The organism is Curtobacterium sp. MCSS17_006, assembly GCF_003234215.1.
In the GTDB taxonomy this organism is placed as follows: Bacteria; Actinomycetota; Actinomycetes; order Actinomycetales; family Microbacteriaceae; genus Curtobacterium; species Curtobacterium flaccumfaciens.
The window spans coordinates 23,212-37,294 of the sequence record NZ_QKSO01000023.1 but is presented as its reverse complement, the minus strand read 5'-3'; the positions used below and the strand labels follow the sequence as shown (position 1 = coordinate 37,294).

Genomic DNA, 14,083 nt, shown 5'->3' with positions numbered 1-14,083 from the left:
ACGCTCCGCTGACCCGGAAGGACACCGGCCGCTGACCCGGAACGGCGCCCGCCGCTGACGTGGAACGACACTGTCGATGTCGGGCGACGTCGACAGTGTCGTTCCACGTCAGCGGCGGGCGCCGTTCCGGGTCAGCGGCCGGTGTCCTTCCGGGTCAGCGGAGCGTGCTGGTCCGGCCCCGCGCCGCGAGCAGCGCCACGACGGCCACCACGGCTGCGGCGAGCATCACGATCGCCAGCGGCGCCGCGGTGTCCGAGCCGCCGATGCTGACGAGCGGGGACACGAGCGCCGCGAGCCCGAACTGCAGGGCACCGAGCACGGCCGAGGCGCTGCCGGCGGCCGAGGGCACGGCACCGAGGGCGAGCGCCGTGGCGTTGCCGAGCACCAGACCGAGCGAACCGACCGCGGTGAACAGCGGCACGGCGAGCCAGATGACCGGTGCCCCGGAGACGACGAGCAGCGCGAACGCCACCGTCGACGCGAGCACCAGCACGATGCCGAGCGACAGCACGCCCGTGACCGAACGGGTCGCGGTGAGCTTGGCGGACAGGATGCTGACGCCCATCAGCGCCAGGGCGTTCAGCCCGAAGGCCAGGCCGTAGCCGACCGTGCCGAAGCCGATCATGTCCTGGTACAGGAACGGTGACGCGGAGATGTAGGCCATCATCACGGCGAACGCGAAGCCGAACACGGCGGTGTAGCCGAGGAACGTGCGGGAGCGCAGGGCACGGAGCGCCGAGCCCGAGCCGCGGCGTTCCTCGCGCAGGGCGTCGCGGTGTTCCTTCAGGTGGGTCTCGCGGATCACGGCGAGGACCGCGATGAGCATGACGACCGACAGGCCGAGCACGATCGAGAGGAGGCCGCGCCAGCCGATCGGACCGGTGAGCAGGCCACCGAGCAGCGGTGCGACGACCGGGGCGACCCCGCCGACGATCATCATGAGCGAGAACGCACGGGCGGCGGACTTGCCGGTCGCCAGGTCGGAGATGACCGCACGGCTGATCACCATGCCGGCCGCACCGCCGAGGCCCTGCAGCAGGCGGGCCGCGATGAGCACGCCGATGTTCGGCGCGAGCACCGCGGCGATGCTCGCGAGCACGCACACCGCGGCGCCGGCGATGAGCGGCGGCACGCGGCCGAACCGGTCGGACAGCGGACCGAAGACGAGCTGGCCCGCGGTCACGCCCACCAGGAACGCGGTGAGGGTGAGCTGGACGGCGGTGGCGCTCGCCCCGAGCTCGGTGGTCATCTGCGGGAACGCCGGCAGGTAGAGGTCGGTGGCGAAGGGGGCGACGGCACTGAGCAGGCCGAGCACCAGGAGCAGCGCGGTCGTGATGCCCTGCTGCTTGGTCGTGGGTGTCGCGATCGTCGCGCGGATGGTTCCGGTGTCCGTGGTCATTGTTATGAAAGCATAACTCATCGCCGGAGATCGGTACAGTACGGTCATGCACTCCGCCGTGTCCGACCACGTCCTCGCCGAGTTCGCGGACGTCCTGCTCCGGATCGCGCGTGACATCGACCCGCACGGCTCGGAGACCCTCGACATCGTGCCGCTGACCGGCACCGAGGCGCTCGTGATGCGGTGGATCAACCGCAACCCCGGCACCTCGCCCAGTGTCACCGCCGAGGCGACGGCCCTGCAGCGCAGCAACCTCAGCGTCGCGCTCCGGTCGCTCGTGGCGAAGGGCATGGTCGAGCGGCGCCAGGACCCGGCGGACGCCCGGACCGTGCAGCTGCACTCGACCGCCCTGGCCCAGGAGAGCGTCGACCGCCTCTACCGGCACTGGTCGGGCAAGCTCCGCACGGCCCTCGGTGGCGACGAGCGCGGTGCGGTCGAGGCGCTGGAGCTGCTGCAGCGGATCGACGACGGACTGCGCGCGGGCTAGGCGACAGCGTCCTCGGCAGCGGCAGCGGCAGCGGCAGCGGCGTCGTCGGCAGCGGTGTCGGCATCGTCGGCCGCCTCGTCCTGGATCGGCAGCAGGCGACGCGCGCCGTGCCCCTCGTCGCCCAGGGCGTCACCCGGGTTCACGACCGAGCAGGCCCCGAGCGAGACGCACCCGCAGCCGATGCACTGCGTCATCTCCTGCTGCAGGCGCTCGAGCTCGAGCTGGCGGGCCCGCAGTCGTGCGCGCCACCGTTCGTTCAACCGGTTCCAGTCGCGCAGCGAGGGCATCCGGTCGGCGGGCAGGGCCTCGAACTGCTCGGCGACCTCGCTGAGTGGGATGCCGAGGCGCTTGGCCACCTGGATGATCGCGATCCGCCGTTCGACGTGCCGCGGGTACATCCGCGTGCCACCGTCGGTGCGCTCCGGGTGGATCAGCCCCTTGCGCTCGTAGAAGTGCAGGGCCGAGGCGGCGACGCCCGTGCGGCGCACGATCTCGCCGATGGGCAGCAGGTCGGTGGGGCGTGGCGGCTGGATCTCGACCATGGTCGAGATCTTACGGCGGCTCGGACTGGAGGCCCGTGGCGGGCCCGCCACGGGCCTCCAGTCCGCCCGTGGGTCGCGTCTACCGCTGCTGGAACGACTCCCAGAGCAGGAACCCGGTGAACAGCACGAACGGCGTGCAGGCGACCACGTTGAGCCAGCGGTGCTCGACGATCACCGCGGCGAACTCCCGCAGGAACGCACTCGGGACGTAGTACGCCGCCGTGCGGGCGCCGACGACCTGGGCGGGCAGATCGAGGCGGCGGGCCAGGGTCGCCGCCCGCAGCACGTGGTAGTTGTTCGTGACCACGACCATCTGGCCGTCCCGTCCGGCCGCCGTCTGCACGTCCCGCGAGAACCGGAGGTTCTCGCGGGTGTTCCGCGACGCGGTCTCCGCCACGACGTCGTCCGCGTCGGCACCGTGCGCCACCAGGTACTCGGCCATCGCGGTCCCCTCGGGGCGGGGTTCGTCGTCGCCCTGTCCGCCGGACGGCACGAGGAGCGGTCGGCGTCCGGCTGCCCGTTCGGCTCGGTAGACGCCGAGCGCCCGGTCGAGTCGACTCTGCAGCAGGGGTGGGACCTCGCCGTGCACGAGCCCGGAGCCGAGGACCACGATCGTGTCGGGGACGATGCCGTGCCGCGTCCGCCCGTAGACCACGGAGTACAGGGCGAACGCCACCAGCGACAGCGCGAAGTACCCGCAGACGAACACCATCAGCACTGCGACCGCGATCTTCGTACCGTCCCACAGCGTGAAGCCCTCGCCGCTGCCCGAGACGAGCAGGGCGATGGCGACCGCCGGCAGCACGAACACCGCCACGCCGGCGGCGAGCGACAGCAGGTTGCCGACGCTGCGTCCCTCGGCCCGGAGCATCTGCAGGCCGTTCGCGACCAGGGCGACGCCGAGCACCACGACGGCCAGCGGCACGAGCAACAGCACCACGGCGACGAGCAGGCTGAACCCGGGGACCACCCTGGTCAGCACGGCCACGACCGTCGCGAGCCCGAACAGCACGGCCGCGGTCAGGAACACCCCGTTGCGGAGCATCCGCGGGTCCCGTCGCCGCCCCAGGACGTACAGCACCAGGAACAGCAGGGCGAAGACGGGAGCGGCGCCCAGCCCGAGCACCGTCAGCCGACCGCGCGACGGATCAGGTCGGCCACCCGTGCCTCGTCGGCCTCGGAGAAGTCGGGGCTGATCGCCCACGACGTCGGCCAGAACGTGCCGTCGTCGAGCGCGGCCGAGTCCTGGAACCCGAGCGTCGCGTAGCGGGCCTTGAACTTCGCGGCGTCCTGGAAGAAGAACACCGCCTTGCCGTCCCGCGCGTAGGCAGGCATGCCGTACCAGAGCTTCGGCGCGAGCTCGGGCGCGACCTCGAGCGCGAGGCGGTGGATGCGCTCGGCCAGCCCCCGGTCCGGCTGGGGCATCTCAGCGATCTTCGCCTCGACCGCCGCGGCGTCGGCTGCGGCCTTCTCGGCCTTGGTGCCCTTCGTGCCGCGAGCACGCTTGACCTCGGCGGCGTGCTCCTGCATCGCCGCGCGCTCCTCGTCGGTGAAGGTGGTCTCGGTCTTCGTCGTCCGTGCCATCGTCGTCTCCTCGTGGTCTCGTGCACCCATCATGGGTCCGCGAAGCGAAGCATGCGAGGGCAGAGCCCGAACGAGTGCCAGGCTCGTCCCATGACCTACATCGCCAGTGACGACCGCTACGACTCGATGACGTACCGCCGGACCGGCCGCTCGGGCCTCGACCTGCCGCTGCTCTCCCTGGGGTACTGGCACAACTTCGGGGACGACATGCCTTTCGAGAACCAGCGTGCCATCAGCCGCCGGGCGTTCGACCTCGGGATCACCCACCACGACCTCGCGAACAACTACGGCCCGCCGTACGGTGCCGCCGAGGTGAACTTCGGCCGCCTGATGCGCGAGGACTTCCGGCCCTACCGCGACGAGATGGTCATCTCGACGAAGGCCGGCTGGGACATGTGGCCGGGGCCGTACGGGCAGGGCGGTGGCTCGCGCAAGTACGTGCTCGCCTCGCTCGACCAGTCGCTGCAGCGCACGGGCCTGGACTACGTCGACGTCTTCTACTCGCACCGTCTCGACGCCTCGACCCCGCTCGAGGAGACGATGGGCGCCCTGCACACCGCGGTCCAGCAGGGCAAGGCGCTGTACGTCGGCATCTCGTCCTACGACGCCGAGCGCAGCCGGCAGGCGGCCGAGATCCTCCGCGACCTCGGCACCCCGCTCCTGATCCACCAGCCCTCGTACTCGATGCTCAACCGCTGGATCGAGACCGAGGGGCTGCTCGACGCCGCCGGCGAGCTCGGCTTCGGCGTGATCGGCTTCACCGCGCTGGCGCAGGGGCTGCTGACCGGCAAGTACCTGAACGGTGTGCCCGAGGACTCCCGCGCGGCAGCGGGCAAGTCCCTCGACGCGTCGAGCATCACGCCCGAGGTCGTCGAGCACCTCCGTGCCCTGAACGACGTCGCGGCCGCGCGCGGACAGTCCCTCGCGCAGCTCGCCCTCGCCTGGGCGCTCCGCGACGAGCGGGTGACCTCGCTCGTCATCGGTGCCTCGCGGGTGTCGCAGCTCGAGGACAACGTCGCCGCGCTGTCGAACACGTCGTTCACGGACGAGGAGCTCCGCGTCATCGACGAGCACTCGGTCGGCATCACGGACGTCGACCTGTGGGCGGGAGCCCGCGCGGGCGAGGTCTCCTGACCCGAGCGCCACGCCGCAGGCGACGGTCTGCGACCGCGCCACGCACGGCCGGCGGGGTGTCGTGACCGGTGCGGGGCCCTGGGCGCGCGGCAAGGGGACGGGAGGCACGGGGCACGCCGCCACGCGCCTCCCGTCCGTCGTCCGGTCGCGTTGCGTCGCGTGGCCGGCCCCGCCGGCCGGTCACGACACGTCGCGGGTCGCGCGCCGAGCGGTCACGACCTGTTGGCTGGCGGCGCCGCAGGCGACGGTCTGCGACCGCACCACGGCTGACCGCCGGGACGGCGCCCGGAGCGAACTCCTCCGGGGCGCGGCGGCCGGTTGGTACCATCGACAGCGTTCGACAACACGCAGTGTGTATCTACCGGCCGCCGGCATCCCGGCGGACAACGGCGGCACCCGATGGGTCCGCCGCCACCGAACCGGGCGGGCCGAGAAGGCACAACCCCGATGCTCCAGACCCGCTCAACCGACGCCCCGCCCGCTCCGGACCGCTCACTCGTCTCCCTCGCCGGCCGCTGGTACTTCCCCGTGGCCTTCATCGCCCGGCTCCCGTTCGCGATGATGGTGGTCGGCGTCCTGACCCTCGTCGTCGCCGCCCGTGACTCCGTCGCCCTCGGCGGCATCAACTCCGCCGCCGTCGGCATCGGCTCCGCGATCTTCGGCCCGATGGTCGGCGCCGCGGCCGACCGCTACGGCCAGCGGGCGGTGCTCGTCCCCGTCGGCCTGGTGAACGCGGCGCTGCTCGGGTTCTTCCCGTTCGTCGTCAGCGGCACCGCGCCCGACCTCGCCGTCCTCGCGGTCGCGTTCTGCATCGGCGCCTCTGCCCCGCAGGTCGCCCCGATGTCCCGCACCCGGCTCGTCGCGATCATCCGGCAGCGGATGGCCCCGGCGCGGCGCGAGAAGACCCTCAGCGGCACCATGGCCTACGAGTCCGCCGCCGACGAGACCGTGTTCATCATCGGCCCGTTCCTGGTCGGCATCCTCGCCAGCGCGATCGCCCCGTGGGTGGCCGTCGCCGGCGCCTCGGTCCTGACGTTCGTGTTCGTGACGGCGTTCGCGCTGCACCCGACCGGCAAGCTCGTGGTCGGCCAGCACGCGGAGTCGACGCAGGCACCCGCGCGGCAGCTCCTGCGTCCGCGGCTCGTCGTCGTGGTGGTCGGCATCCTCGGCATCGGCCTGTTCTTCGGCTCGACGCTCACCTCGCTGACGGCGTTCATGGAGACCCACGGCGAGGCCTCGCAGGCCGGCCTGCTCTACGGCCTGATGGGCATCGGTTCCGCCGGGTTGGCGCTCGGGTCGGCAGCGTTCCCGCGGTCGTTCGGCCTCGGTTGGCGCTGGCTCGTGTTCGGCGTCGTGCTCCTCGGCGGTGCGATCGCGTTCGCCAGCGCCGACTCCGTCGTCGCCGCGGGCGTCGTCCTCGCGATCATGGGCATCGGGATCGGCCCCACGCTGGTCGCCCAGTACAGCCTCGGCTCCGACCGCTCACCGGTCGGCCGGTCCGCGACCACGATGACAATCCTCGGGTCGGCCGTGATCGTCGGGCAGTCCATCGCCTCCGCGATCACCGGGGACGTCGCCGAGCACCACGGCACCGCGGCCGCGATGCTGCTGCCGGCGGTCTCCGCCGCGATCGTCGTGGTCGCGGCGGTCGGCAACCTGCTGCTCCCGCGCCGGGTCGCGACCGCCTGACCGCGAACGTGACCACCTGACGGACCGGAGGCCCGTGGCGACGCCGCCACGGGCCTCCAGCCGGTCAGGTCGGTGCGTCAGGACTCCGTGTCGTCGACGAGCAGATCCTCGTGCCGGTAGTCGTCGGCGCGCAGGCCGGCGCGGGCGATCATGTGCGTCGACACGGGCACCAGGAACAGCTGGAACACCATGATCGGCAGCACGACCCAGAACGCCGTCCACGTCCACACCGCGACCACGATGGCGGCCAGGGCGAGGGCGAGCCCGAGCACCTGCGGCTTCGCCATGGCGTGCAGACGGACGAGCGGGTCCGGGAACCGGACGATGCCGACCCCGGCGCCGAGCGACAGCAGCGACCCGACGAGCAGCAGCCCGATGGCGATCCAGGCGCGGATGCCGGCGTCGTCGACGAACGACTCGATGATCTCGATCACGACTGGTCCTCCTCGGCGCGCTCGGGGGTGGTGACGGTCAGTCCCTCGTCGGACGGGTCGGCCGAGGGCGTGACGGCCCGGGCGACGGCGACCGTGGCGAACACACTCGTCGCCGAGATCACCACGAGCACAGGGATGCCGGTCAGGTCCTGGCGGATGACCATCGCGGCGGCGATCACCACGAGCACCGTGGTCAGCACCATGTCGGAGCCGATCATGCGGTCGAGGATGGTCGGGCCGCGCACGATGCGGAACACCGCGAGGGCGAACGTCGCCCCGAGGAGCGCGAGCACGAGCGCGACGGCGATGCCCATCACGACGACGGCGGGGCTCATCGGGTCACCTCCGGCAGGGGCTCGGACAGCTCGGAGACGTCCTGCTTGGATCCCAGTGCGCGGATGACCATGGCCTCGATCCGGAGTGCGACGCGGCGTTCGTCCTCGACCTGCTCGAGGCGCTCGGTGTCGAGCACGTGGAGCAGCAGGCGACGGCGCCGCAGGTCCACGTCGGCGACGTACGAGCCGGGCACGAGCGAGATCGCGAGGGTGGCCAGCGTGAAGGTCATCTCGGAGGTCGAGTGCAGCTGCACGAGCGTGATCGAGCTCCGCCGCACACCGCGGGGACGGAACGCGACCCAGGCGACCCGGAAGGACGCCACGACGACGAGCCCGGACCACACCACCAGGAACCGCAGCACGTGCATGATCGAGAACCGTGCGGACAGGGGGACCGGCGGGAGCGGCAGCGCCTGGGTGACGATGAGCGCCACGACGATGCCGCACAGCAGCGTCAGCGGGGTCCACGACCCCCAGAGCAGCGCCCACAGCACGGTGAGTCCCGCGACCAGGGGCACGTCGTAGCGCCACGCCAGCGCGATCCGGCGGGCGTTCGAGATGCGGCGGACGTCGGTCATCGCTCACCTCCGAGCACGGCCTGCACGTAGCGGTCGGGCGACTCCAGCGACTCCGCTGCGCGGGTCGCGTAGCCGTAGAGCGGGCCGGCGACGACCGTCAGGGCGACGGACCCGAGCACCGCGACGGTCGTCACGCCGACGAGCATGCGCGGCAGGCGCACCTTCTCGGGAGCCTCGCCGACCGCCTCGGTCGCGCCGGTGGTCGGACTGGAGGCACGGGCCGCGTGCGGTGCGTCGGTGACCGTCACCGAGCCTCCCGGGTGGTACGCCTCGCCCGTCTCCTCGGAGACGGTGAGCGGCGCCGGTTCCGGGGAGCGCAGGTGGGCGTGCGGTTCGGCACTCGTCGCGTGCGGGGCGGCGGCCTCGGCCGCCGGCTTCGGCCGCCAGAAGGCGGCGTCCCAGACCCGCATGAGCGCGTACAGGGTGAGCAGTGAGGTGACGACGCCGGCGCCGATGGTGACGTACGCCATCGGGGAACCGTCCTCGGCGGCGGCGCGGAACAGGCCGAGCTTGCCGATGAAGCCGGAGAACGGCGGGATCCCGCCCAGGTTGAACGCGGGGATCAGGTACAGGGCGGCCAGCAGCGGAGCGGCCTTCAGCAGTCCGCCGAGCGACCGGGTCGAGGTCGTCCCGCCGACACGTTCCATCAGGCCCGACACCAGGAACAGCGTGGTCTGCACGACGATGTGGTGCACCGTGTAGAACACCGCTGCCGCCGTCCCCGCGACGGTGCCGAGTCCGACGCCCATCACCATGAAGCCGATGTGGCTGATCAGCGTGAAGGACAGCAGCCGTTTCACGTCGGTCTGCGACACCGCGCCGAGCACCCCGACCACCATCGTCAGTGCGGCGACGACGAGCAGCACCTCGTTGAGTTGTGGTCGCGGGAAGATCACCGTCTCGAGCCGGATGATCGCGTAGATGCCGACCTTCGTCAGCAGGCCCGCGAAGACCGCGGTGACCGGCGCCGGGGCCGTCGGGTACGAGTCCGGCAGCCAGAACGCCAGCGGGAACACGGCCGCCTTGATGCCGAACCCGATCAGCAGCATCGTGTGCAGGAGCAGCTGGACGTGCTCCGGCAGGTCGGCGACGCGCTCGCTGATCTGGGCGATGTTCACCGTGCCGGTGGCGCCGTAGACCAGCCCGATGGCAGCGAGGAAGATCGCCGACGCGATCAGGCTCGTGACGATGTACGTCGTGCCGGCCCGGACGCGCTGTTCGCTGCCGCCCAGCGTGATGAGCACGTAGCTCGCCACCAGCAGCATCTCGAACGCGACGTACAGGTTGAACAGGTCACCGGCGATGAACGAGTCGAGCACACCGGCGGCGAGCACCAGGTACGTCGGGTAGAAGATCGTGACCGGGGCGTCCTCGTCGTCGGCGGCCAGGCCCTGCCCGATCGAGAAGAGCAGGACGAGCAGCAGGACGCTCGCGCTGACGGTGAGCAGCAGCGCGCTGAGCCGGTCGACGACGAGTGAGATGCCGTAGGGGGCGTCCCAGCCGCCGACCTGCACCACGATCGTGCCGTGCCGGTCGACCAGGACCATGAGCGTGGCGGCGACGGCCAGGGCCACGACGAGCACCACGACGGTGATCGCACGCTGGAGCTTCTGGTGGCGGAGGAGTCCGAGCGCGACCGCGGCACCGAGCAGCGGGACGAGGACGAGGAGCGGGACGAGCCAGGTCATCGGGTCGCCTCCTGTTCTGCGTCGGTGGTGGTCTCCGGGTCCTCGTCGGCCGCCTCGTCGCGGTCGCGGCCGATGGCGGCGTCGGCTTCGTCGACCTCGACCTCGTCGGCGCGGGACAGCTGCCACGACCGGTGGATCAGGGCCAGCAGGAACGCGCTCACGGCGAAGGTGATCACGATCGCGGTCAGGGCGAACGCCTGGGGGAGCGGGTCGGTGATGCCCTCGGCGCTCTTGCCGATGGGCGGGTCGCCCGCGGCGCCGGACATCACCAGCAGCAGCAGGTTGAGCGAGTTGCCGAGCAGCAGGAAGCCGAGGAGCATCCGGGTCAGGGAGCGTTCGAGCAGCAGGTAGACGCCGCACGAGAACAGCACCGCCATGGCGATCACGAGGACGAGGGTGACGGTCACGTGGCGCTCCCTTCCGGGGTGGGGGCATCGAGGGCGTCGCTGACGGACCCCTCGGTGGTGTCGCGGGTCGGGGTCGAGGCGTCCTCGAGGCGCTGCCGGTCGACCTCGGCACCGAGGCTGCGGAGGACGTCGAGCACCAGGCCGACGACGACCAGGTAGACGCCGATGTCGAAGAACGTGGCGGTGACGAACTCGACGTGCCCGAGGATCGGGACGGTGGCCTCGAAGAACTCGGAGTACAGGGCTTCACGGCCGAAGAACAGCGGCACGATCGCGGTGATCGCTGCCGTCGCGACACCGAGCCCGAGTAGTCGACCGGCACGCACCGGGGCCGCTGCACCGAGCTCGGCCGGGCCGCCGGCCAGGTAGCGGGCCGCGAGCGCGATGCCGGCGACCAGGCCACCGGCGAACCCACCACCGGCCGAGTTGTGCCCGGCGAACAGCAGGTACACCGACAGCACGATCAGGCCGTGGAACAGCAGGCGGACGACCACGTCGAGCAGTGCCGAACGGCCGGTCGGGATCGCGGCGCTCGTCGGCAGCCAGGCGCGGGGCTCGCCGTCGGTGCGCTCGCCGTTCGCGGTCAGGGTCTCGGGCAGGTCGCGCAGCCGGGGCAGGGTGTCCTCGCGCGAGTTCACGAAGATCAGGCTCGCGACGCCGGTGGCCGCGGCGACCACGACCGTGAGCTCACCGAGGGTGTCCCAGCCGCGCAGGTCGACGAGGGCGACGTTCACGACGTTCAGACCGTGCCCGAACGAGCTCGTCAGCGCGGGCAGGTCGGGCCAGAGGGGGCGTGCCGTCCGGGCCGAGGCAGCAACGACGACGACGATCGCCAGCGTCAGCCCCGCCAGCCCGGCGAAGAGCGCCCGCACGACCCGGAACCGCGACGGATTGGTCGTGGCGATGCGCGGGGGCAGCCGTCGGAGCACCAGGACGAAGGCGATCAGGGTGACCGTCTCGACCACGAGCTGCGTCAGGGCGAGGTCGACGGCGCCGTGCAGGACGAACAGCACCGAGAGGCCGTAGCCGGTGACGCCGACCAGCACCGCGGCGGCGAACCGGGTCTTCGCCGTGAGCACCGCGATGCCCGCGATCGACATCACGATCATCACCGGGATCTGGCCCCACGAGTCGGCGAACCGGACGTGGAACTCCCACGGCCCGCCGAGCACCAGGTTGGCGAGCGCCCCGGCGACGAAGACCGACAGGATCACGGTCAGGTAGTAGGGGAGCGAGCCGCGCTGCAGGCTCGCGGTGAGTCCGGTCGCTCCGCGGTCGAGCAGTCGCATGCCGTGCCGGTACGTGCCCGCAGCGCTCGGGAACCCCGCGAGCCGGTGCTGGAGCGCTTCGACCGGACGACGCAGGGCGAACAGTGCGAGGCCGCCGACCAGGGTGATCGCGGACAGGCCGAGCGCGGGTTCGAGGCCGTGCCAGAGCGCGAGGTGCGGGACGTCCTCGCCACCGAGTGCGGCGGTCGTGGCAGCGGGCTCGATGCCGTGCGCGACCACCGGGGTGAGCAGGCCGAGGGCAAGGCCGGCCAGCGCGAGCACCGAGGGCACGACGGCGAGGCCGTGCAGGGCGTGCGGCTCGGTGGTCGCGACGCCGGGCTTGCGGGCGAAGGCGCCCCACAGGAACCGCAGCGAGTAGGCCACGGTGAGCACCGACCCGACGGTCACGCCGATCAGGGCGAACCAGGCCCAGCCGGCGTCGGGGCCGTGCAGGGACTCGGTGAACCCGGTCAGCACGGCTTCCTTCGCGACGAACCCGATCGTCGGCGGGATCCCGGCCATCGACAGCAACGCGAGCACCGCGACGACCGCCAGCCACGGTGCCTTCCGGCCGAGGCCGCTCAGGCGCCCGAGGTCGCGGGTGCCGGTGGTGTGGTCGATCGCACCGACCACCAGGAAGAGCGTGGACTTGAACGCGGCGTGCGCCACGAGCAGGGCGACCCCGCCGAGCGCCACGGCGGGCGCGCCCCACCCGGCGGCGAGCACGAGGAACCCGAGCTGGGCCACGGTGCCGTAGGCGAGCAGGAGCTTGAGGTCGGTCTGCCGCAGGGCCCGGTACCCGCCGACGAGCATCCCGGCGACGCCGAGCAGCGTGATCGTCTCGCGCCAGCCGTCGAGCAGTGCGAACGCGGGGGCGAGCCGGGCCACCAGGTAGATGCCGGCCTTCACCATCGCCGCGGCGTGCAGGTACGCGCTGACCGGGGTCGGTGCGGCCATCGCGGCGGGCAGCCAGAAGTGGAACGGCACGATCGCCGACTTCGTGAGCGCCCCGAGCAGCACGAGGACCACCGACACCGAGACGACCGTGCCGCTCGGGGGATCGGCGACGATCGCGGACAGCGAGGTCGTGCCCGCCGAGACCGAGAGCATCACGAGGCCCGCGAGCATCGCCAGACCACCCGCGGTGGTGACCACGAGCGCCTGCATGGCGGCGGCACGACTGGCACGCTTCGCGGCGTCGTGCCCGATGAGCAGGTAGGAGAAGACCGTCGTGGCCTCCCACAGGACGAACAGGACGATGACGTCGTCGGCGATCACGAGGCCGTACATCGAGCCGGCGAAGGCGGTCAGGACCCCGGCGAACCGACCGAGCCCGGGTTCGTCCCGCTCGAAGTACGAGGCGCAGTAGACCAGCACCAACGCGCCGACGATCGACACCACGAGGGCGAGCACCCACGACAGGGCGTCCATCCGCAGCGTGACGTCGAGGTCGAGCTGGGGGACCCACTGGTGCCGTTCGACGACGCTGCCGTGCAGGGCGGCGTCGGTCTGGGCGATCGTCAGCACCGCCGCCGCGGCGGGGGCGAGGGCCGCCACGTAGAACGCGCGGCGGCCGAGGACGGGGGTCAGGGCGGGGACGATCAGGGCGACGATCGCGAACGCGACGAGGACGAGGACCATCGGGCACCTCCTCGGGGTCGGGCTGCAGTCCGGCTCACTGGGCTTTCACAGCCTACGGAGAGGGCCATGTGGAGAACCTGTGCGGCCGGACAGCAGTCCGCTCAGGTCCGGCCGTGCGCGCGAGCGGGGATCTGGGTCGCGAGCTTGCCGCCGGAGACGTCGAGCAGGGTGCCGGTGATGTACCCGGAAGCGTCGCTCGCCACGAAGACGAGCAGGTCGGCGACGTCGTCCGCGGTCTCCCACCGGCGGAGCGACAGCGTGTCGAGCAGGCGGTCCTGCGCCTCGGCCGGCATCGTCGCGAAGCCGTTCATCGCCGTCGGCACCATGCCCGGTGCGTAGGCGTTCACGGTGATCCCCCACGGGCCGAGCTCCGACGCCAGGACCCGGGTGAACGAGACGACGGCTGCCTTCGACGCCGCGTAGGCCGCGCTCCCGACGCTGGGCACGATCGCCGCGAACGATGCGGCGTTGATGATCCGACCGCGCCCGGCGGCCTGCATCACCGGAGCCACGGCCTGGCTCATCAGGAACGTGCCGCCGAGGTTGACGTCCATGCAGCGGCGCCAGGCGTCCCACTCCAGTTCGGCGACCGTGCCCGTGACGTTGATGCCGGCGTTGTTCACCAGCACGTCGATCGTGCCGTGCCGCCGGACGACCTCGTCCACGGCGTCGCGCACCGACTGCGGGTCGGCGACGTTGCACACGACGTGGTCGAGCGGGAAGTCCGGCTCGAAGGTCAGGTCGAGCGCGACGACGCGGCTCCCCTCGCTGACGAAGCGGTCGGCGAGCGTGCGGCCGATCCCGCGCGCTGCGCCGGTCACGACCACCACGCGGTCGGTCAGGTCGAGGTGCATCGTTGCTCCCGTCGTCGGTGCCTTGAATAGGCATACTATTCGA

14 protein-coding genes are annotated in these 14,083 nt (G+C 71.9%); 3 read left to right on the top strand and 11 right to left on the bottom strand.

Features of this window, described 5'->3' with window-relative positions; genetic code table 11:
* Positions 1-154: 154 nt before the first annotated feature.
* Entirely contained in the window at positions 155-1,399 is a 1,245-nt protein-coding gene (locus DEJ21_RS17340) for a multidrug effflux MFS transporter (RefSeq protein WP_111094368.1), read from the bottom strand.
* 46 nt (positions 1,400-1,445) lie between these two features.
* Here DEJ21_RS17340 and DEJ21_RS17335 point away from each other — a divergent pair, with 46 nt between their 5' ends.
* Positions 1,446-1,886 carry a MarR family winged helix-turn-helix transcriptional regulator gene (locus DEJ21_RS17335; RefSeq protein ID WP_250897430.1) on the top strand — a complete coding sequence of 147 codons (441 nt, stop codon included), beginning with the start codon at positions 1,446-1,448 and terminating at the stop codon, positions 1,884-1,886.
* On the opposite strand, the gene soxR is transcribed toward DEJ21_RS17335, so the two are convergent.
* The 3 genes from soxR to DEJ21_RS17320 form a co-directional block, all read right to left on the bottom strand.
* Positions 1,883-2,428 (bottom strand): redox-sensitive transcriptional activator SoxR, encoded by a 546-nt coding sequence (gene soxR, locus DEJ21_RS17330; protein WP_111110771.1) that lies wholly within the window; start codon positions 2,426-2,428, stop codon positions 1,883-1,885. The genes DEJ21_RS17335 and soxR overlap by 4 nt on opposite strands.
* Before the next feature lie 79 nt (positions 2,429-2,507).
* Entirely contained in the window at positions 2,508-3,554 is a 1,047-nt protein-coding gene (locus DEJ21_RS17325) for a YdcF family protein (RefSeq protein ID WP_239001385.1), read from the bottom strand.
* 2 nt (positions 3,555-3,556) lie between these two features.
* Positions 3,557-4,012 carry an iron chaperone gene (locus DEJ21_RS17320; protein WP_220036588.1) on the bottom strand — a complete coding sequence of 152 codons (456 nt, stop codon included), beginning with the start codon at positions 4,010-4,012 and terminating at the stop codon, positions 3,557-3,559.
* A gap of 90 nt (positions 4,013-4,102) precedes the next feature.
* Between DEJ21_RS17320 and mgrA the strand changes: the two genes are divergently transcribed.
* Both mgrA and DEJ21_RS17310 read left to right on the top strand, forming a co-directional pair.
* Positions 4,103-5,146 carry an L-glyceraldehyde 3-phosphate reductase gene (gene mgrA / locus DEJ21_RS17315; protein ID WP_071245810.1) on the top strand — a complete coding sequence of 348 codons (1,044 nt, stop codon included), beginning with the start codon at positions 4,103-4,105 and terminating at the stop codon, positions 5,144-5,146.
* A 447-nt stretch (positions 5,147-5,593) separates the two neighbouring features.
* Positions 5,594-6,835 (top strand): MFS transporter, encoded by a 1,242-nt coding sequence (locus tag DEJ21_RS17310; RefSeq protein ID WP_111225443.1) that lies wholly within the window; start codon positions 5,594-5,596, stop codon positions 6,833-6,835.
* Between the two features lie 77 nt (positions 6,836-6,912).
* On the opposite strand, the gene mnhG is transcribed toward DEJ21_RS17310, so the two are convergent.
* From mnhG to DEJ21_RS17275, 7 genes are all read right to left on the bottom strand, one after another.
* Positions 6,913-7,269 carry a monovalent cation/H(+) antiporter subunit G gene (gene mnhG, locus DEJ21_RS17305; protein WP_071245814.1) on the bottom strand — a complete coding sequence of 119 codons (357 nt, stop codon included), beginning with the start codon at positions 7,267-7,269 and terminating at the stop codon, positions 6,913-6,915.
* Positions 7,266-7,604 (bottom strand): hypothetical protein, encoded by a 339-nt coding sequence (locus tag DEJ21_RS17300; protein WP_051597118.1) that lies wholly within the window; start codon positions 7,602-7,604, stop codon positions 7,266-7,268. The genes mnhG and DEJ21_RS17300 overlap by 4 nt, the downstream gene beginning before the upstream one ends.
* Positions 7,601-8,182, bottom strand: a complete 582-nt coding sequence (locus DEJ21_RS17295) for a Na+/H+ antiporter subunit E (RefSeq protein ID WP_111225442.1) — start codon at positions 8,180-8,182, stop codon at positions 7,601-7,603. Before DEJ21_RS17295 ends, DEJ21_RS17300 begins: the two co-directional genes overlap by 4 nt.
* Positions 8,179-9,870: a Na+/H+ antiporter subunit D gene (locus tag DEJ21_RS17290; RefSeq protein WP_111028653.1), complete on the bottom strand. Its 1,692-nt coding sequence runs from the start codon at positions 9,868-9,870 to the stop codon at positions 8,179-8,181. The genes DEJ21_RS17295 and DEJ21_RS17290 overlap by 4 nt, the downstream gene beginning before the upstream one ends.
* Positions 9,867-10,277, bottom strand: a complete 411-nt coding sequence (locus tag DEJ21_RS17285) for a Na(+)/H(+) antiporter subunit C (protein ID WP_110865552.1) — start codon at positions 10,275-10,277, stop codon at positions 9,867-9,869. Before DEJ21_RS17285 ends, DEJ21_RS17290 begins: the two co-directional genes overlap by 4 nt.
* On the bottom strand, positions 10,274-13,186 hold the full coding sequence (locus DEJ21_RS17280; RefSeq protein WP_111225441.1) for a Na+/H+ antiporter subunit A: 2,913 nt from the start codon (positions 13,184-13,186) through the stop codon (positions 10,274-10,276). Before DEJ21_RS17280 ends, DEJ21_RS17285 begins: the two co-directional genes overlap by 4 nt.
* Before the next feature lie 101 nt (positions 13,187-13,287).
* Entirely contained in the window at positions 13,288-14,040 is a 753-nt protein-coding gene (locus DEJ21_RS17275) for an SDR family NAD(P)-dependent oxidoreductase (RefSeq protein WP_111225440.1), read from the bottom strand.
* Positions 14,041-14,083 lie beyond the last annotated feature (43 nt).

Coding starts and splice junctions, on each gene's coding strand:
- DEJ21_RS17340 (WP_111094368.1), bottom strand. CDS start 1,399: ATGACCACGGACACCGGAACCATCCGCGCGACGATCGCGACACCCACG.
- DEJ21_RS17335 (WP_250897430.1), top strand. CDS start 1,446: ATGCACTCCGCCGTGTCCGACCACGTCCTCGCCGAGTTCGCGGACGTC.
- soxR (WP_111110771.1), bottom strand. CDS start 2,428: ATGGTCGAGATCCAGCCGCCACGCCCCACCGACCTGCTGCCCATCGGC.
- DEJ21_RS17320 (WP_220036588.1), bottom strand. CDS start 4,012: ATGGCACGGACGACGAAGACCGAGACCACCTTCACCGACGAGGAGCGC.
- mgrA (WP_071245810.1), top strand. CDS start 4,103: ATGACCTACATCGCCAGTGACGACCGCTACGACTCGATGACGTACCGC.
- DEJ21_RS17310 (WP_111225443.1), top strand. CDS start 5,594: ATGCTCCAGACCCGCTCAACCGACGCCCCGCCCGCTCCGGACCGCTCA.
- DEJ21_RS17300 (WP_051597118.1), bottom strand. CDS start 7,604: ATGAGCCCCGCCGTCGTCGTGATGGGCATCGCCGTCGCGCTCGTGCTC.
- DEJ21_RS17295 (WP_111225442.1), bottom strand. CDS start 8,182: ATGACCGACGTCCGCCGCATCTCGAACGCCCGCCGGATCGCGCTGGCG.
- DEJ21_RS17290 (WP_111028653.1), bottom strand. CDS start 9,870: ATGACCTGGCTCGTCCCGCTCCTCGTCCTCGTCCCGCTGCTCGGTGCC.
- DEJ21_RS17280 (WP_111225441.1), bottom strand. CDS start 13,186: ATGGTCCTCGTCCTCGTCGCGTTCGCGATCGTCGCCCTGATCGTCCCC.
- DEJ21_RS17275 (WP_111225440.1), bottom strand. CDS start 14,040: ATGCACCTCGACCTGACCGACCGCGTGGTGGTCGTGACCGGCGCAGCG.